This window comes from Pantoea sp. MBLJ3, assembly GCF_000816655.1.
Lineage (GTDB): Bacteria > Pseudomonadota > Gammaproteobacteria > Enterobacterales > Enterobacteriaceae > Pantoea > Pantoea eucalypti.
Genome location: NZ_JSUT01000010.1, coordinates 1 through 17218 on the forward strand (window position 1 = coordinate 1; position 17218 = coordinate 17218).

Annotated in this window: 21 protein-coding genes; 7 read left to right on the forward strand and 14 right to left on the reverse strand. The window is 54.9% G+C overall.

Annotated features, from left to right (window positions below):
• Positions 1-90 precede the first annotated feature (90 nt).
• Genes mltC through mutY form a run of 3 tightly spaced genes read right to left on the reverse strand, consistent with a single transcriptional unit; the run spans position 91 to position 2582 of the window.
• Positions 91-1170: a membrane-bound lytic murein transglycosylase MltC gene (mltC, locus tag NP77_RS14805; protein ID WP_003853410.1), complete on the reverse strand. Its 1080-nt coding sequence runs from the start codon at positions 1168-1170 to the stop codon at positions 91-93.
• A 54-nt stretch (positions 1171-1224) separates the two neighbouring features.
• The gene (locus tag NP77_RS14810) at positions 1225-1497 is read right to left on the reverse strand and encodes an oxidative damage protection protein (protein ID WP_003853409.1); all 273 of its coding nucleotides are present in this window, start codon (positions 1495-1497) and stop codon (positions 1225-1227) included.
• The gene (gene mutY, locus NP77_RS14815) at positions 1497-2582 is read right to left on the reverse strand and encodes an A/G-specific adenine glycosylase (RefSeq protein ID WP_003853407.1); all 1086 of its coding nucleotides are present in this window, start codon (positions 2580-2582) and stop codon (positions 1497-1499) included. Before mutY ends, NP77_RS14810 begins: the two co-directional genes overlap by 1 nt.
• A 154-nt stretch (positions 2583-2736) precedes the next feature.
• Here mutY and trmB point away from each other — a divergent pair, with 154 nt between their 5' ends.
• From trmB to NP77_RS14830, 3 genes are all read left to right on the forward strand, one after another.
• Positions 2737-3456 carry a tRNA (guanosine(46)-N7)-methyltransferase TrmB gene (gene trmB / locus NP77_RS14820; RefSeq protein WP_003853405.1) on the forward strand — a complete coding sequence of 240 codons (720 nt, stop codon included), beginning with the start codon at positions 2737-2739 and terminating at the stop codon, positions 3454-3456.
• Entirely contained in the window at positions 3456-3782 is a 327-nt protein-coding gene (locus tag NP77_RS14825) for a YggL family protein (protein WP_003853403.1), read from the forward strand. The genes trmB and NP77_RS14825 overlap by 1 nt, the downstream gene beginning before the upstream one ends.
• A gap of 65 nt (positions 3783-3847) precedes the next feature.
• Positions 3848-4564, forward strand: coding sequence for a DUF2884 domain-containing protein (locus NP77_RS14830; protein WP_003853402.1), 717 nt, complete (start codon positions 3848-3850; stop codon positions 4562-4564).
• 50 nt (positions 4565-4614) lie between these two features.
• Here NP77_RS14830 and hemW read toward each other — a convergent pair whose 3' ends face one another.
• The 4 genes from hemW to NP77_RS14850 are packed head-to-tail and all read right to left on the reverse strand — an operon-like array spanning position 4615 to position 7636.
• Positions 4615-5754 carry a radical SAM family heme chaperone HemW gene (gene hemW / locus NP77_RS14835; protein ID WP_003853400.1) on the reverse strand — a complete coding sequence of 380 codons (1140 nt, stop codon included), beginning with the start codon at positions 5752-5754 and terminating at the stop codon, positions 4615-4617.
• Complete coding sequence (locus NP77_RS14840; protein WP_039660709.1) at positions 5747-6340, reverse strand: XTP/dITP diphosphatase; 594 nt, start codon at positions 6338-6340, stop codon at positions 5747-5749. The genes hemW and NP77_RS14840 overlap by 8 nt, the downstream gene beginning before the upstream one ends.
• Before the next feature lie 21 nt (positions 6341-6361).
• Positions 6362-6916: a YggT family protein gene (locus tag NP77_RS14845; RefSeq protein ID WP_003853395.1), complete on the reverse strand. Its 555-nt coding sequence runs from the start codon at positions 6914-6916 to the stop codon at positions 6362-6364.
• Positions 6917-6928: 12 nt separating this feature from the next.
• On the reverse strand, positions 6929-7636 hold the full coding sequence (locus tag NP77_RS14850) for a YggS family pyridoxal phosphate-dependent enzyme (protein WP_039660712.1): 708 nt from the start codon (positions 7634-7636) through the stop codon (positions 6929-6931).
• A 14-nt stretch (positions 7637-7650) separates the two neighbouring features.
• Here NP77_RS14850 and NP77_RS14855 point away from each other — a divergent pair, with 14 nt between their 5' ends.
• Positions 7651-8658 (forward strand): type IV pilus twitching motility protein PilT, encoded by a 1008-nt coding sequence (locus tag NP77_RS14855; protein ID WP_003853390.1) that lies wholly within the window; start codon positions 7651-7653, stop codon positions 8656-8658.
• On the opposite strand, the gene ruvX is transcribed toward NP77_RS14855, so the two are convergent.
• From ruvX to NP77_RS14885, 6 genes are all read right to left on the reverse strand, one after another.
• Positions 8652-9071 carry a Holliday junction resolvase RuvX gene (gene ruvX, locus NP77_RS14860; RefSeq protein WP_003853387.1) on the reverse strand — a complete coding sequence of 140 codons (420 nt, stop codon included), beginning with the start codon at positions 9069-9071 and terminating at the stop codon, positions 8652-8654. The two genes, NP77_RS14855 and ruvX, sit on opposite strands and share 7 nt — an antisense overlap.
• On the reverse strand, positions 9071-9634 hold the full coding sequence (locus NP77_RS14865) for a YqgE/AlgH family protein (protein ID WP_039660716.1): 564 nt from the start codon (positions 9632-9634) through the stop codon (positions 9071-9073). The genes ruvX and NP77_RS14865 overlap by 1 nt, the downstream gene beginning before the upstream one ends.
• Positions 9635-9721: 87 nt before the next feature.
• On the reverse strand, positions 9722-10666 hold the full coding sequence (gene gshB, locus NP77_RS14870; protein WP_003853383.1) for a glutathione synthase: 945 nt from the start codon (positions 10664-10666) through the stop codon (positions 9722-9724).
• 87 nt (positions 10667-10753) lie between these two features.
• The gene (gene rsmE / locus NP77_RS14875) at positions 10754-11485 is read right to left on the reverse strand and encodes a 16S rRNA (uracil(1498)-N(3))-methyltransferase (RefSeq protein ID WP_039660718.1); all 732 of its coding nucleotides are present in this window, start codon (positions 11483-11485) and stop codon (positions 10754-10756) included.
• Between the two features lie 70 nt (positions 11486-11555).
• Positions 11556-12260, reverse strand: a complete 705-nt coding sequence (gene endA / locus NP77_RS14880; RefSeq protein ID WP_039660720.1) for a deoxyribonuclease I — start codon at positions 12258-12260, stop codon at positions 11556-11558.
• 75 nt (positions 12261-12335) lie between these two features.
• A complete protein-coding gene (locus tag NP77_RS14885) occupies positions 12336-12848 on the reverse strand; it encodes a SprT family zinc-dependent metalloprotease (RefSeq protein ID WP_072040366.1) in 513 nt (170 codons plus the stop codon).
• On the opposite strand from NP77_RS14885, the gene NP77_RS23705 reads away from it, so the two are divergent.
• Genes NP77_RS23705 through NP77_RS14900 form a run of 3 tightly spaced genes read left to right on the forward strand, consistent with a single transcriptional unit; the run spans position 12847 to position 15467 of the window.
• Positions 12847-13005 carry a hypothetical protein gene (locus tag NP77_RS23705; protein ID WP_039660724.1) on the forward strand — a complete coding sequence of 53 codons (159 nt, stop codon included), beginning with the start codon at positions 12847-12849 and terminating at the stop codon, positions 13003-13005. The genes NP77_RS14885 and NP77_RS23705 overlap by 2 nt on opposite strands.
• Before the next feature lie 55 nt (positions 13006-13060).
• A complete protein-coding gene (locus NP77_RS14895; RefSeq protein WP_052250648.1) occupies positions 13061-14209 on the forward strand; it encodes a glycosyltransferase in 1149 nt (382 codons plus the stop codon).
• Between the two features lie 25 nt (positions 14210-14234).
• Positions 14235-15467, forward strand: coding sequence for an O-antigen ligase (locus NP77_RS14900; protein WP_082040846.1), 1233 nt, complete (start codon positions 14235-14237; stop codon positions 15465-15467).
• 80 nt (positions 15468-15547) lie between these two features.
• Here NP77_RS14900 and NP77_RS14905 read toward each other — a convergent pair whose 3' ends face one another.
• Entirely contained in the window at positions 15548-16945 is a 1398-nt protein-coding gene (locus NP77_RS14905; protein WP_003853371.1) for a sugar porter family MFS transporter, read from the reverse strand.
• Positions 16946-17218: the final 273 nt, after the last annotated feature.

Below are 17218 nucleotides of genomic sequence, written 5' to 3' on the forward strand. Positions count from 1 at the left end.
GCCCGTTCGCGCAGCGAACAAACACCAGCTTCAGCTCCGTACTCAAGCCCCGTTCGCGCAGCGAACAACAACCCCGCTTCAGCGGGCCGATCAGAATCCCCGATAACTCTTCTGCGCAGTACTCACCTTATACAGATAACGACGCGACTCCGCCGACGGGTGCTGGTTCGCCAGGGTCGAGTAAACCTTGCTGGATGACATACCGTTGATCATCGAAAACGCCCGATCTTTATCGCTGGAGAAGACGCGCAACACGCTGCCTGCGCCGCCGTTATAGGCGGTGATCACCGCATAGCGGCGTGATACCGGATCCTGAATGCCGCCCAGATAGCTGCGCTGCAACAGCGACAGATAAGCCGTACCGGCATCGATATTGTTTTCTGGGTCCAGCAGATAACTGCGACTCGGCTTGCCCCATTTACCCTTCATGCGGAAGACGTCAACACCGGCGGTGTGCTGCACCACCTGCATCAGACCCAGCGCATCAGAGTGGCTTACGGCGTAGGGGTTAAAGCTCGACTCGGTCTGCATAATCGCCAGGATCAATGAGGCATCGACACCATACTGTTCGGAAGCTTTACGCACCATCGGCAGGTATTTGTGCGCACGTTTGTCCAGGTGGTTCGGCACCATCGGAATCGAAATGCTGTAAATCACATGCAGACCCGAAGTGCGACGCATCAACTTATTCTGGATCAGATAGTCAGCAAAAGCTTCCGCGCGGCCCTGCCAGCGAATCGGCTGACCGGTGTTATCCAGCACCTGACCATAGAGCAGCGGCTCTTTACTGATCTCGATGTCGTTGGCGTCAGAATAGAGATCGACATTACCCGGATCTTCACCAATCAAAAGCGTGGTCACGATCGCCTGACGCAGACTGGCCATCGGATCGGTGCCAGAAATCGTCTCGATGGTCAGCTTACCGCTTTCAAAGTTGATGTGGCTGCGGGTGTAATAGTTGTCGCTGTATTTGACGTAATCTTTTGGTCCGGCGATCAGGACCTCATTGATACCCCAGATATTCTCAATATTATGAGCAAACTGCCCCATCAGAATATCAAAGGCGTTGGTGTCTTTTACCCACTCCTCGTGGGTCTGCTGCTTCTTTGACCCGGAGCAGGAAACCAGAAGTGGTGCTATCACCAGCAGGGCGATTAATTTTTTATTCATTGGGAATGCAAGCCTGACCTGGATAACCGGCCTCAGTGATGAGGCCCGGAATGTTTACGCTTCTGGCGGTGTATAGCCTTCGATATGAACGTCTTTACCTTCGAACAGGAAATTGATCATCTCCTTCTCCAGCACTTTACGATCTTCGGGATTCATCATGTTGAGCTTTTTCTCGTTGATCAACATGGTCTGTTTCGCCATCCACTTCTGCCAGGCTTCTTTGGAGATGTCGTTGTAAATACGCTTACCCAGGTCGCCCGGATAGAGCTGAAAATCCTGACCTTCCGCGTCGCGCTGTAAAAAAGTACAAAAAATGGTGCGGCTCATTACTCTTCCTCATTAATCTCACAACTGTCCAAAGCCAGTTGTCGGGGATGGCGCAGCTCGTGTAACAGGCGCTCAACGGGTGCAGCTAATCCCACAGATGGTGGCAGCGCTAAGTTATACCAGAGACCGCCTGCTTCATCCATCGCCGCCCCGGCAGAAGGCCATGACAGCCACATTGGCACGATATCAAGATGGAAATGGCTGAAGGTGTGACGAAACGCGGTTAGCTGCTGCGGTTTTGCATGGATGCCACGCGCCGTCAGCCAGTCGGTGAGCGCCGTTTCGGTGGTGAACTGCGGGAAGCAGAACAGACCGCCCCACAGGCCCACAGGCGGACGCTGCTCCAGCCAGACATCATCGCCATCCTGCATCATCAGGAACCAGCCGCTGCGTTCCGGCAGCACCTGCTTAGGTTTCTTGCCGGGATAGCTCGCCCAGCTGCTGCTGGCGTACGCCTCACAGCCGCTGTTAAGCGGACAGATTTCACACTTCGGCTTCGATCGGGTACAGACGAGAGCACCCAGATCCATCATTGCCTGATTAAACTGGCTGACGCCCTCGGCAGGGGTGACCTCTTCACTGATCTGCCAGAGACGTTTTTCGACCTCTTTTTTACCCGGCCAGCCGCCAATGGCATAGCAGCGAGCCAGCACACGCTTGACGTTGCCATCCAGAATCGGGAAGTGCTGGCCCAGTGACAGCGACAGAATCGCGCCGGCCGTGGAGCGGCCAACGCCGGGCAGGGCAGAGACATCATCAAAATTACGTGGGAACTCGCCCTGATGCACCTCGACAATCTGCTTTGCGGCTTTATGCAGATTACGCGCACGGGCGTAGTAGCCCAGCCCGGTCCAGAGATGCAGCACCTCATCGAGCGGTGCCGCAGCCAGATCGGTAACCGTGGGGAAGCGCGCCATAAAGCGTTCAAAATAGGGGATTACCGTGGCAACCTGGGTTTGCTGTAGCATCACTTCGGAGAGCCACACCTTATAAGGCGTTTTCTCCAGCTGCCACGGCAGGGTTTTGCGACCAAAGCGCTGATACCAGTCCAGCACCTGTTGCGCGAACTGCGGCGCTTGCATCATAAGAAGGAAATTTTCCGTGTTTACTCTACACTCAGGCAGGAATTCCAGCACATGCGCACCTGGGTGTAAACCGGAAGATTGCAAAGGCTTGCTTCTGCTTATGAACTTTGCATAATGCCCGTTTCCCGGAACAGGCTAACCAGCAGGCTTTTACATGATTAATGACGTCATCACCCCAGAATTTGATGAGAACGGGCGGCCATTGCGCCGGATCCGTAGCTTTGTGCGCCGCCAGGGTCGCTTAACAAAAGGCCAGCAGCAGGCGCTGGACACCCTGTGGCCGATCATGGGGGTGGAATATCAGCCGGAGCCTGTCGATCTGCCCGCGTTGTTTGGCCGCGAAGCCCCGGTGACGCTGGAGATTGGCTTTGGCATGGGTGCCTCGCTGGTCACTATGGCGCAGAACACGCCACATCAGAACTTCCTGGGTATTGAAGTGCATGCGCCAGGCGTAGGTGCCTGTCTGGCTTCCGCGAAAGAAGCCGATGTGCAGAACCTGCGGGTAATGTGTCATGACGCGGTGGAAGTGCTGGAGAAGATGATTCCGGATAACTCACTGCGTATGGTTCAGCTTTTCTTCCCCGATCCATGGCATAAAGCGCGCCACAATAAACGCCGTATCGTTCAGGTGCCTTTCGCCGAGCTGGTGATGCGTAAACTGAAGCTGGGCGGCGTTTTCCACATGGCGACCGACTGGGAAGCCTACGCGGAACATATGCTGGAAGTGATGAACAGCATTTCTGGCTACCGCAACCAGTCAGAACAACACAATTACGTGCCGCGTCCTGAGACGCGTCCACTGACCAAGTTTGAGCAGCGCGGGCAGCGTTTAGGCCACGGCGTATGGGATTTAATGTTTGAGAGGGTGAAATAATGGCCACACAACGCAGCCGCCGTTTACGTAAAAAACTGCACATCGATGAGTTTCAGGAACTGGGCTTCTCGGTTGCCTGGCGTTTCCCGGAAGGCACCAGCGAAAGCGAAATTGATGAGACGCTGAACCAGTTCATCAACGAAGCGATCGATCCTAACGGTCTGGCTTTCGATGGCAGCGGTTACCTGGTGTGGGAAGGTCTGGTTTGCCTGCAGAAAACCGGCAAATGTACTGATGAACATCGTGCGCTGGTTCGCAAATGGCTTGAAGACCGCAAGCTGCAGGACGTGCAGATGACTGAACTCTTTGACGTCTGGTGGGACTAAGTCGTCACACCGTGTCGGGCTGAGGCCCGATCAAAGGGTTTCAGACCCGATCTTAGGGAGTAGATATGATGCGTAAAACGCTTCTTGCTGTGCTGCTGGTAGCAGCAACTCAGGCTCAGGCAGCCTATGAATGCAGCGTTAAGCCTCAGGACGATGTGGTCATCAGACCACAGAGTGTGCAGGTGGTCGGTGCCAACGGCAATATGGAAATCTCGCCGCAGGGCGACGTGCAGTTCAATGGACAGAAGGTCACGCTGGATAATGCTGAGCGCCAGAAAGCGATCGACTATCAGAACGCGCTGCGTCGCGATCTGCCGTGGATCGACAGCGGGGCGACGTCACGTCTGGAGAAAGGGCGGGCGGCACTGGATCGGGTCATCGTTGAGAAACTGGGCACCGACAGCAACGTGCGCAATCGCCTGACCACACTGAATGGCCAGCTGAAACAGCAGATGAATCGCATTATTGAACACCGTGAAGACGGGCTGACGTTCCACCATCAGGCGATTGATCAGGTGCGCGCCGAAGGTGAAAGGCTGGTGCAGTCGACGCTGGGCGGCGTGATGCAGGATAGTCTGAATGAGATGGGCAGTAAGCAGGGCAGCGGTGGAAGTAATCCCCTGCAGGCGATTATGGGGAATCTTGGCGGTTTGCAGCAGTCGATTCAGGCTGAGTGGAGCAAACAGGAGCAGGATTTCCAGAACTTCGGCCACGAGGTGTGTAATCGCGTTATTTCGCTGGAAGATCAGCGTAAACAGCTTACGGGCGCACTGAAAAAATAAAAAACGCCTCAGCCTGCCGGGCTGAGGCGTTTTTTTTAACCCTTCCTCGCCTATTCTTCCGCTAAAAACAGCTCCAGCAGCGAGTTCAGGAAGAGTTTTCCTTTCTCCGTAATCTGCCACTGCTCAGCGGTTTCTATCACGTAACCGGCGGCAATCGCGGCATCCATCTGTGGACGAATCACCTGCTCTGACAAGCCGGTGTAGCGGCAGAATTCGTCACGCGGCGCGGCCTCCAGCAGGCGAAAGCGGTTCATAAAATATTCAAACGGCTTGTCGCTATCGGCAACGTCGTACTGCTTTTCGCGATAGTTGCCCTGCATAAACCCACGCGGATGACGGGTTTTCACCGTGCGAACAATGCGGCCATCTGGCTGCGTCAGCTTGCCGTGCGCGCCACATCCAATTCCCAGATAGTCGCCGAAGCGCCAGTAGTTGAGGTTGTGTTCACAGCGATAACCCGGCTTCGCGTAGGCGGAGGTCTCATACTGCTGATAACCGGCCGCCTGCAGCAACTGATCGCCCTGTTCGAAAATATCCCACAGCGCATCATCATCCGGCAGCACCGGCGGGCGTGAGCCAAACAGGGTGTTGGGTTCGATAGTGAGCTGATACCAGGAGAGATGCGGCGGATTCAGCGCAATCGCCTGACGTAAATCATCAAGCGCCTCTTCCAGCGACTGATCGGGCAGGCCATGCATCAGGTCGAGGTTAAAGCTGCGCAGCGACAGAGACTCCGCCAGTTCAGCGGCGCGGACGGCCTCTTCCGGGCCATGAATGCGGCCAAGACGCTGCAGCTTTTGCGGGCTGAAACTTTGCACGCCAATCGAAATACGGTTAATACCGGCGCGCTGATAGGCACTGAACCGGTCCGCTTCCACGGTGCCCGGATTGGCTTCCATGGTCACTTCGGCATCAGGGGAGAGCGTCAGACGCGCCCGCACACCATCCATCAGCATCTGCATCGCGCTGCTGCTCAGCAGGCTGGGCGTGCCGCCACCGATGAAGATCGTGCGCACTTCACGGTCACCGATCAGCGGCAGGTCGATCTCCAGATCGCGCAGCAGGTGCTGTACGTATTCAACGTGCGGCACCTCATCTTTTAGCGCATGGGAGTTAAAATCACAGTAGGGACATTTCTGTACGCACCACGGAATGTGGATATAGAGACTTAACGGCGGCAGATTAGGCATTACGCATGGCTTCCAGCAACAGCGTCAATGCTTTACCCCGGTGAGAAGCTGCACCTTTTTCCGCTTTACTCAGCTCGGCCGCTGTTTTACCCAGCGCCGGGACAAAGAAAATCGGGTCGTAACCAAAGCCACCGGTGCCAGAGGCGGAGCGGGTAATCTCACCCTGCCAGCTGCCGTGGAACACCAGCGGGGTCGGGTCTTCCGCATGACGCAGATAGACCAGCACGCAGTGAAACTGCGCCTGGCGCTGACCGTCAGGCACATTTTCCAGCGCCTGCAGCAGCTTCTCCAGGTTCTCTTGATCGCTGGCCTCTTCACCGGCGTAGCGCGCAGAGTAGATGCCAGGCGCGCCGCCCAGCGCATCCACGGCCAGGCCGGAGTCATCGGCAATAGCTGGTAATCCGGTGATCTGTGCCGCGTGACGCGCCTTGAGAATCGCGTTCTCAATAAAGGTCAGGCCGGTCTCATCCGCCGATTCAACCCCAAGGTCAGTCTGCGCGACGATATCCAGACCAAAGGCGGAGAGTAACTCCGCCAGCTCACGCACTTTGCCGGGATTGCCGGTTGCGAGGACAACTTTTTGCATAACAGTTCCAGTTTGATTCATTTACAGCAGATACCAGAGACCCGGGAACAGGTCCATGCCGAGAAAGTTCAGGGCATACAGCACCAGGATGACGATCATCGCTGAGAAATCGATGCCGCCCATCGCAGGCAGAATACGGCGAATCGGTGCCATCATCGGCTCGGTTAACTGCACCAGCAGATAATCGACAGGACCCCGACCCTGGCTAATCCAGCTCATCAGAGAGCGTACGATGATGACCCAGAAGACCAGATAGCCGGCGGATTTAACCAGCGACAGCAGGCCGACCAGCAGATTAGTCGGATCGACCGAGAACACACCCACCTGGATTAGCAATAAAATCGGGTATTTCAGCGTGGTCAGCACAAAGGCCAGCAGCAGTGAAGCAGTATCAATCGGCCCCAGAGCCGGCAGTATGCGGCGCAGTGGCTTAACAACCGGCTGTGTCACTTTAACGACAAACTGTGCCACTGGATTGTAAAAATCGCAGCGGGACCACTGCATCCAGATGCGTAACAGCAGCACCATGACGTAGAGATCGATCAGCGTTTTTACTAAAAACGTCAGTGTTAACATGAAGTTCCTCTATTATTGTTGTGAGTTGTGCGCATAATCTCGTGCGCCAAAAATGGCGGTGCCGATACGCACCATCGTACTGCCTGCGGCGATTGCCGCCTCCATGTCATCGCTCATTCCCAGTGAAAGCGTATCAATATCCGTATACTGCTGTTGCAACTGCCGGAAGGCTTCCGCCATCTGCTGACACACTGCCAGCTGACGCTGATAATCGCTCTCCGCAGCCGGAATCGCCATCAATCCCCGCAGCCGCAGTTGCGGCAGCGCAGCAATCTGCTCCGCCAGCCCGGAAACGGCCTCCAGCATGATGCCAGATTTGCTGTTCTCGTCACTGATATTTACCTGAATTAACACATTCAGCGGTGGCAGCGAGGCGGGCCGCTGATCGCTGAGCCGCTGCGCAATACGCTGGCGGTCAATGGTGTGACACCAGGCGAAATTTTCTGCCACCAGACGGCTTTTGTTGGACTGCAGCGGGCCGATGAAGTGCCACTCCAGCTCAGGATGTGCGGCCAGTGCCTGGACCTTTTCAACCCCTTCCTGAACGTAATTTTCACCAAAGCCAATCTGGCCTGCGGCAAAGGCTTCTTCGACCGCGCTCGCAGGTTTGGTTTTACTGACTGCAAGCAGGGTAATTTCTTCTGGTGCGCGGCCGCACTGCGCGGCAGCGGCGGCGATTCGCTGCCGCACTTGCTGTAGGTTCTGCTGGATTGAGGTCATAGTCAGGAGAAATTATGAATCTGGATGAAATGGTGGAGCTTAGTGTAAAGCATAATGCCGTCGATCTGCACCTTTGCAGCGGACATTTGCCCTACTGGCGACGGCAGGGACGGCTGGAGGCGATTCCACAGCAGGCCGTGCTCTCTGCTGACTGGATGGCGCAGTTTATGGCCCGCTGGCTCAGTGACCCGCAGTGTCAGGAACTGGCGAGCACAGGGCAGCTCGATTTCGCCCTGAGCCTGGCCTGCGGCCAGCGTCTGCGCGCAAACCTGTTTAAGCAGCGTAACGGCCTGTCACTGGCGCTGCGCATTATTGCCTCTGTGTGCCCGACGCTGGAGAGCCTGCAATTGCCTGCTATTGTGCCGACGTTACTGACGCAGCAGGATGGGCTGATTCTGGTGACCGGTGCCACGGGCAGCGGTAAATCTACCACGCTGGCGGCGCTGGTCGATGCGCTGAACGGACAGCAGGCGCGCCATATCATTACGCTGGAAGACCCGATTGAATTTATTCACCACAGCCAGCAGTCGCTGATTCAGCAGCGCGAAATCGGCCTGCACTGCAGTTCGTTCGCCCAGGGGATAAAGGCGGCACTGCGTGAAGATCCTGACGTCATTCTGCTGGGCGAACTGCGCGACAGCGACACGATCAGACAGGCGCTAACGGCGGCAGAGACCGGCCATCTGGTGCTGGCAACACTGCACACACGTGGCGCAGCACAGGCGGTGGATCGGCTGGTGGATGTCTTCCCGGCGGAGGAGAAGCATCTGGTGCGCACTCAACTGGCAGGCAGCCTGAAAGCGGTGATTGCACAGAAACTGGTGCCGTCTGCTGCCGGGTCGCGCATTGGACTGTTTGAGCTACTGATTGCCACGCCTGGCATTACGAATCTGATCAGGGAAGGCAAGATGCACCAGATCCCGGCAATGCTACAGACCGGCGCACAGGCCGGTATGCAGACGTTCGAGCAGAGCAGGCTGGCGCGTCAGGCTGACGGGCTGATTAAGCCGGAAGGTCAGTAATGGTTTTCGAACCAGTCCTGCAAAATGATGGCAGCAGACTGTGAATCAACCGACCCTTTATTGAGCGCGCGATAACCACCACGTTCAAACAGGCCAGCACGCGCTTCTACCGTGCTGAGTCGTTCATCCTGAAGCTCTACACGAATGCCAAAGCGACCGTGCAGACGGTTAGCAAATTTACGCGCGCGGTCAGTTAACGGCTGCTCAGTGCCATCCATATTGAGCGGTAAGCCGACGACCACGAAATCGGGCTGCCACTCTTTCAGCAGCTTTTCGATCACCAGCCAGTCCGGAATGCCATCCTGCGCTTTCAGGGCGGTCAGCGGTCGGGCGCTGCCAGTGAGTTGCTGCCCTACGGCGACACCAATACTTTTGGTGCCGAAATCGAAACCTAACAGAGTTTGAGTTGACATCAGGCGTGTCCGGCGTCGCTGGCCATGTTGTGAATATCGACGCCAATACTGCGCGCCGCTTCGCGCCAGCGCTCTGAAATCGGCGTCTGGAACAGGATGTTGCTGTTAGCTGGCGTCGTCAGCCAGGCATTTTCCATCAGCTCATTCTCCAGCTGATCTTTTTCCCAGGCACAGTAACCCAGCGCGACCAGCACATTGGTGGGCTGAGACGCCGTGCCGATGGACTCCAGCACGTCACGGGACGTGGTGATGATCGTGTTATCGGACACACGAATGCTGGAGGTAAACGTGCGTTGGGCTGAGTGCAGGATAAAGCCACGATCTTCTGCCAGCGGCCCGCCGGTAAACACCGGTTTATCCAGCTTGATCGACGGATCGCGATCTTCAGCAGAGATTTTCAGCTTCTTCAGAATGCCTTCAACCGTCAGGTTTTCCATGGGTTTATTAATGATCAGTCCCATTGCACCCTCTTCGTTATGTTCACAGATATAGACTACGGAACGTTTGAAGAAAGGATCCTGCAATGAAGGCATGGCAATCAAAAAGTGATGTTGTAAATTCATTGTCACACGATGTACCAAAAAAATAACCGGCACGCGACGACCGCACCGGTATTGGGTTGATCACGGAGCCTCGCCCCGGCGTTTTGCTCAGCCCAGGCGTTTCTCAATGGCATCCATCAACATGCCGGTGATGGAGATCGGGAACGCAGCCTCAATTTCACGTATGCAGGTTGGGCTGGTCACGTTAACTTCTGTCAGTTTATCACCGATGATGTCCAGACCGACAAAAATCAGTCCTTTTGCTTTCAGCGTCGGGCCAACACGACGTGCAATTTCCCAGTCGCTTTCGCTTAACGCACGTGCTTCACCACGCCCACCAGCCGCGAGGTTGCCACGCGTTTCACCGCCCTGCGGAATACGTGCCAGGCAGTAAGGCACCGGCTCGCCATCCACCACCAGCACGCGTTTGTCACCCTCTTTGATTGCCGCAATGTAGTTCTGCGCCATGCAGAAACGACTCTCATGCTCGGTCAGGGTTTCGGTAATCACGCCAAAGTTAGGATCGTCTTTCTTCACGCGGAAAATAGACGCACCGCCCATACCATCCAGCGGCTTCATGATGATATCACCATGCTCCTGCCAGAAATCACGCAGCTGCGCTTTGCTGCGGGTGACCAGGGTGTCCGGCGTAAACTCGGCGAACCAGGCGGTGTAGAGCTTTTCGTTACAGTCGCGCAGGCTCTGCGGCTTATTCACGATCAGCGTACCCAGCTCTTCAGCGCGCTCCAGAATGTAGGTCGCATAGATGAACTCGGTATCGAATGGCGGATCTTTACGCATCAGCACCACGTTCAGATCAGCCAGCGGGATCACCTGCTCGCTGCCGAACTGGAACCAGTTCTCAGGGTTCTGCTCAACGGTCAGCAGGCGGGTGCGGGCAGACGCCACGCCACCACGCATGGAGAGATCGTGCATCTCCATGTAGTGAATTTCGTAACCACGGCGCTGTGCTTCCAGCAGCATGGCGAAGCTGGAGTCTTTTTTAATATTGATGGACGAAATAGGGTCCATCACGATGCCAAGTTTAATCATTATTATCTCCTCGGTGAGGCGGCATTGACCGCCTCGTCTGGTTCGGTCTGCAGTGGGCCGATGAGTCAGGACCGCTGAAAGTATCGCTTAACCCAGGTCGCCAAACCTCACCTGAAGTGCCGTAATGGCCGTCAGCGCGGTAGTTTCGGTGCGTAATACCCGTGGGCCAAGCAAAATGTCAGTAAAATCGTGCTGCGCCGTCATCGCAATTTCGTCCGCAGACAAACCGCCTTCAGGACCAATCAGCAGTCGTACCCGCTCAACAGGCTGTGGCAGCGTGTTGATGCTGTGACTGGCGCGGGGATGCAGGTTGAGCTTTAAACCGCTGTCAGCTTCCGCACACCAGGCTTCCAGTGTCATCGCTTCACGAATCTCCGGCACGCGATTACGTCCGCACTGCTCGCAGGCGGCAATCGCAATTTTCTGCCACTGCTGGATTTTTTTCGCCAGACGCTCAGCATCAAGCTTTACGCCACAGCGCTCGGAAAACAAGGGTGTAATGATATTCACGCCCAGTTCGATCGATTTCTGGATAGTGAATTCCATTTTTTCACCGCGCGACATCACCTGACCTAAATGCAGATGTAAAGGCGACTCGCGATCGTCCGGCTGGCTCTCTGTGACGGATACTTTTACACGCTTTTTATCAACATGCGTGATCTCTGCTGCAAAAGTCAGATTAGTGCCATCAAAGAGTTCCAGACGCTGACCTGCCGTCATCCGGAGCACGCGGCCTACATGATTGGATGCATCTTCATCCAGGGTAATTTCACTGCCGATGTCCAGGGGCCCGGCGTGATAGATGCGAGGTATGCGCATAAGATTCCTGAGACCGGACGCCGCGCTGCAGCGGCGTCATGGGAAAAAGAGCTAGTGTAGGGCAGGGATTTTAGCGCTGGCAAGCCTGCTGCACATAAGGATTGTGATTGCCCTGAACCTTTGCAATGCGCTGGTCGCGTTCGCACTCCCATTGGGTGACGGGATAGAGCCTGTCCCAGGCGGTAAACAGCTGCGTCTGCTGGCGCGAAATGCGCAGATGATACTGGTCGCGCATGTAGAAATAGGTGCGGGCAATGGCGCCACGCGCACGAGCGGGTGGCTCTGCCTGTTTGAGTTTAAAATCGATCTTCATCTCACACTGGCCGTACTGCTTCTCGCTGCCGTTCCATTGACTGTAGGCGAAGTTGCCACGGTCGCCATTCACTTCACCCACCGCAGGTTCCAGATTGTGCAGGTCAGTTTCAATGCGGCGATAGCCGGGATCTTTACTGCAGTTTTTGCGGCCTCCCTCCTGCCAGCACTGGCGCTGATGACCGAATTCCCATGCCGGCATCACATGTTCCCACTCAATACGTGCAGCGCGGTTCGCATTTTTGCGCACCTGGTAACCACAGCTGCTGAGATCGGGCGTGCCTTTTTTTCCCTGCCACTGAATTTTACAGCCGCAATAAAACGAACCTGGCGCATCGGCATTGATCGCCGCCGCAAAGGTTTTGGCCTGCTGAAAGTTATTCTGATGATAGTTATTCAGGTTGAGGGCGTCAGCGGCGGGGACAAACAGCAGTGCAACCGCCAGACTTAAAATGCGAGACATATTCCAGCTTCTACCTAATACGAAAAAGGGCGGCAGGTTAACAGAATGTGGAATAGGGCGGAATGGGGAGTGTTCTCAGGAGGCGATAAACTCGCCTGCGACCAGCAGGCTGCCACAGTGCACACAGCGATATTCACTCTCTTTGCGCAGCACCCGATTGTGGCGGCGCACCGTCAGCTGATGTTGCTGGCACTGACAGCGGTAAGCGAAAGTGTTGCTGCGCACGGAGGCGATCTCAAACTGATGGGTGCGTCGTGCCGGAACGCCCAGCACATCCTCCATCATCCACTTCCACTCTTTGCCATGGGGTGCGACGCGACCAAACTGCTTCCAGACCAGCAGATGCGCCAGCTCGTGCGGCACCACTTCATCGATAAATGCCTGCTGATTTTCCAGCAGCAGCACCGGATTGATGCGGATTTCCCAGGCGGTCAGCCAGGCGGTGCCCGCCGCCGTTCCGCGTTGCTGATAGAGCAGTTTCGGTTCCGGATAAGCGGTTTTCAGTACCTGATTTGCGCGCTCAAGCGACTGACGCAGTGAGCGCATAACGGCCTGCTGCAGGGCAATGGGGAGACGAGGTGTTTTCATGGTGCTCAGAATAATCGCCGCCGCGCAGGAACTCAACGTTAGCCGCAAACAGGGCGGCGCAGAGTCTATACTTCGCCAGCTGTCTCCGGATAAGCAATACGCCGTCCTGCCGATGGTCGGGAATGGCGAACCCCATCGGCTGAAATTGCTGGATTAAATATAGTTATGGCCTTTTTTAGAATATTCTATTGCAGACATTCACTGGCGAGTGAATGGATGAAAAGCGAACGGCACAGAGCATGGATAAAGCAATGAAAAATAATGATAACGTCAGGAAACAACGGATTGTGCTGGTGACGGATTTGATGGCCGGTCGCGGTGGTATGGAAAATGTGACCTGTCAGTTGATCACCGCCCTGAATGCGGAAGCCGGAACGGAAGCGGGGCTGTTTATTATTAACAGCGGAGAGGAGAGCCACTCCCGCGCCTGGACCGCCAATGCCGTACTGGCAGAGAGCGTCTGCACGCTGCGGAATAAGAAAATTAAAAATCTTATTCACACGCTGAGAATGGCTGCTTTCTTTCGTCGCTATCAACCCGATCATGTTCTGACCCTCAACACCATTCCCTGTCTGATGACGCGTCGGGCTATTACGCTTTCAGGCCGCAAAATCGTGCTTTCGAGCTGGATGCACCTGCCACCGCGCGAACGATATCGCCCACATTATCTGCTGCGGGCCGATCACCATTTTGCTATCAGTCATGAGATCAAAGCGCAGCTGGTTGAGTTAGGCGCCCGTGCCTCTGACGTTGATGTCATCTATAACCCCATCAGGCGCAATGATGAGGTTATCGGCAGACCGCAGGCGCTGAAGTTTCTCTATATTGGTCGCGTCCATTTTCAGCGACAGAAACAGCTCAAAGACCTGTTTGATGCCTTGCAGAAACTCGATACGCCCTGGACGCTGGAGATCGTGGGGGACGGCGAAGATCTGACGCGCTGTCAGCACTACGTGGCGGAACTCGGGATTCAGGATCGCATTACCTGGCATGGCTGGCAGGAGAACGCCTGGGCGTATGTCAGCCGCCATATTAAACAGGTCACCTGCCTGGTGATGACCTCTAACTTCGAAGGCTTCCCGCTGATTCTGCTGGAGGCGATATCGCGTGGCGTCTACTGCGTCTCCTCCGACTGCATCAGCGGCCCGTCAGAAATTATTCAGAATGGTCTCAATGGTCAGCTCTATCCCACTAATGACAGCATGGCACTGGCCGCTATTCTCAACACCATGAGCGGGGATTTTCACTTTCCTGATCATCAGGTTATTAAAGCGAGCATTACCGGTTTTTATGAGGAAAATTATATGAAGCACCTGATGAGTGTGTTTAACCGCCTAACTGAGGTTAAGCATGACGAATAGAACCAGTCGCGATGGATTAACGTTAATGGTTAATTTTTCAGTTATTGCGCTCTGTCTGGCGCTGTCACTGAATATGTTTGTTACCGGCCTGCCGCAAAAAATATTCTATCTGGTCTCTTATCTCTCCGTTGCCTCCGTGTTGTATGGCCTGGTGCGCAGGCGAGAGGACTTTAAAGAGAACGGTTTTTATATCGCCCTGTTTGCTGTACTGATTATTTTTGCCCTGATCCGTCTCTTCTGGGCGATACACGCTAAAGGGATCGAAACCGCGCCCTCAAAAGATGCCATCACCAATATCGGCAACTATCTGCTGGGGGCGAAGCGACTGTTACTGGGCGCCTTTGTGCTGCTCAGTCTGGCGATTTATGGTCATCGGGTCTCTGCTACCACGCTGCGCATCGGAAAAGTGTTAATTCTGGTGGGACTGTTGATTACGCTGGGCTTTGGTATTCACGAGCATCTTTATACCGAAAATATCCGCATCAAACTCACCACCGAAGCGGCCTCGATGTCCTCCTACATGATTCTTTTTATCTACTGTGCCTGGCTATGGCTGAGCCGCTTTGTGACGCACTCGTACTGGAAGGTGGCTGATGTCGTTGCGCTGGCGGTGACCTTTGCCTTGCTCTACCTATGTGGCACCCGGGTGACCCTGATTGCGCTGATTGCCGCAGGATTGCTGTTCCTGGTGCAGACTTATCGGCTATCGTTGCTGACCAACTGGCGGATTAGTGCTTTGCTGGTGGGCGTGCTGGCGGTGCTGATCCTGATGACCAGTAACCGCTGGGTGGAGGGTGTGCAGGATATCGAGAACTATGGCTCAAACAGCTCAACCTCCCTGGGCGCACGTGTGGCTATCTGGGGCGGGGCGATGAATTTTATTGAGCATCATGGCGGTTTTGCGACGCCGGATGCGCGCACCACCGAGGCCCGACAGTTCATCACGGCGCACTATCCTCACAATACTGAGGGCTATACCAACGTTAAATACAACATGCACAACGAGTTTCTGGAAGTGACGACGCTGCAGGGCTGGCTGGGTGCGCTGTCGCTGGCGCTGCTCTATCTGACCGTGCTGGCAGGCGTGCTGAAGAAGTGCGATCTGCGCGGTGTTGCGCTGCCGATGCTGGGATTGTTTATCTGCGGACTGACCGATTCGGTACTGCCTTATAATCAGACTGCCACCATTTTTATTATGGCTCTGGCGCTCTGCTGTATACGGCGGCCGCTGCCGGTCACGCACGTCACCGCTGCATAGTCTCTGTCTGAACCTATAAAAAAGGCGGGGTTTCTCTGGAAACCCCGCCTTTTTATTACCGCGATTTTTACGACGTAACGTTAGTCGCGTGAACCGATGTCGCGCAGTTTCTTACCTGCCATCAGATTACGTTCAATGTGCTCCAGCGAGACGTTTTTGGTCTCAGGAATCAGCATCAGCGTCAGCAGAATGAAGAACAGGTTAAGCAGTGCGTAGACCCAGAAGGTGTTCGCATTGCCCAGCGTATTCAGCATGGTCAGGAAGGTTGCACCCACGATCATGTTTGCGATCCAGTTGGTGGTCGTAGAGACAGTGATACCGAAGTCGCGGCCTTTCAGCGGCTGAATTTCGGAACAGAGTACCCAGATCAACGGACCGGCTGACATGGCAAAGCCAACGATAAACATCAGCAGCATACCGATCGCAAAGTACTGTGCGCCTGCTGAGTGAATACCGAAGTGCAGCATTGTACCCAGCACGCCCATACCGGCTGCCATCACCATAAAGCCCAGAATCAGCGTAGGTTTACGACCCCAGCGATCCACCAGACCAATAGCAATAAAGGTGGCCAGAACGTTGACCAGACCCACAATCACCGTGCCCCACATCTGCTGGGTGGTGTTAGTGAAGCCTGCGATTTCAAAGATTTTTGGCGCGTAGTACATGATGACGTTCATGCCGGTAAACTGCTGCATCACCTGCAACAGGATGCCGAGATAGACCGCGCGACGGAAGTGGCTGCTGCTGGTGAACAGACCCCAGCCAGACTGCTTGACCTTCAGGCTCTCACGAATCTCTTCCAGCTCACGTTTTGCCTGCTCGCTGGTGTCACGCAGACGATCCAGTACACGTTGTGCATCGCGGAAGTTGCCTCGCGCCGCCAGCCAGCGCGGGCTGTTTGGCAGGAAGAAAACACCGACCAGCAGCAGCAGTGCCGGAATCGTGATGATACCCAGCATCCAGCGCCAGTTGCCGGTAAAGCTGAATGCGGTATCGGTCAGGTAAGCACCCAGAATACCGATAGTAATCATCAGCTGGTAAAGCGAAATCATGCTGCCGCGAATTTTTTCCGGTGCGATCTCAGAAAGATAAAGCGGGGCGGTATAAGAGGCGATACCGACAGCCAGACCCAGCAGAACGCGGGCGCTGATCAGCATTTCCGGGTTTGGCGACATTGCTGACCAGAGTGAACCGATCACGAACAGAATCGCACCAGCCATCAGGCTTTTCTTACGGCCCAGGCGGGATGACATCCAGCCGCTGCCGATAGCACCGACCGCCGCACCAAACATCATGGAACTGACGATCCACTCCTGCTGATGAGGGGTGACGTTAAAGTCCTTTGCGATAAACGGCAGAGCACCGGCGATAACGCCGATATCCAGACCGAACAGCAGTCCCGCAAGGGCCGCCAGAAAGCAGACAAATAAGGTCATCGCCTTATTTGAAGTTCTGCTTTTGTGTGTATTGCCAGGCATTGTAGCCTCCAGGTTTATCCATCATTGTTTTTATCAATGTTAAAAAACCATTTGCGGGAAAAAAGTGAGCCTGATCACATCAGTGTAATCGCTTACACACGCTGAAACCCTGAAATTCAGCATATTTTTCCCGGAAAGATTAATTAACCAGTGAGGTATAGCACTCATTAAGTTTCTGACAATGCTCTATTTAGTGGCTATCAGACGACGCTGAAAATAACGCATTTTCAGCATAATAACTACGTGCGTTAATTCTTAAATGTCAGATATACA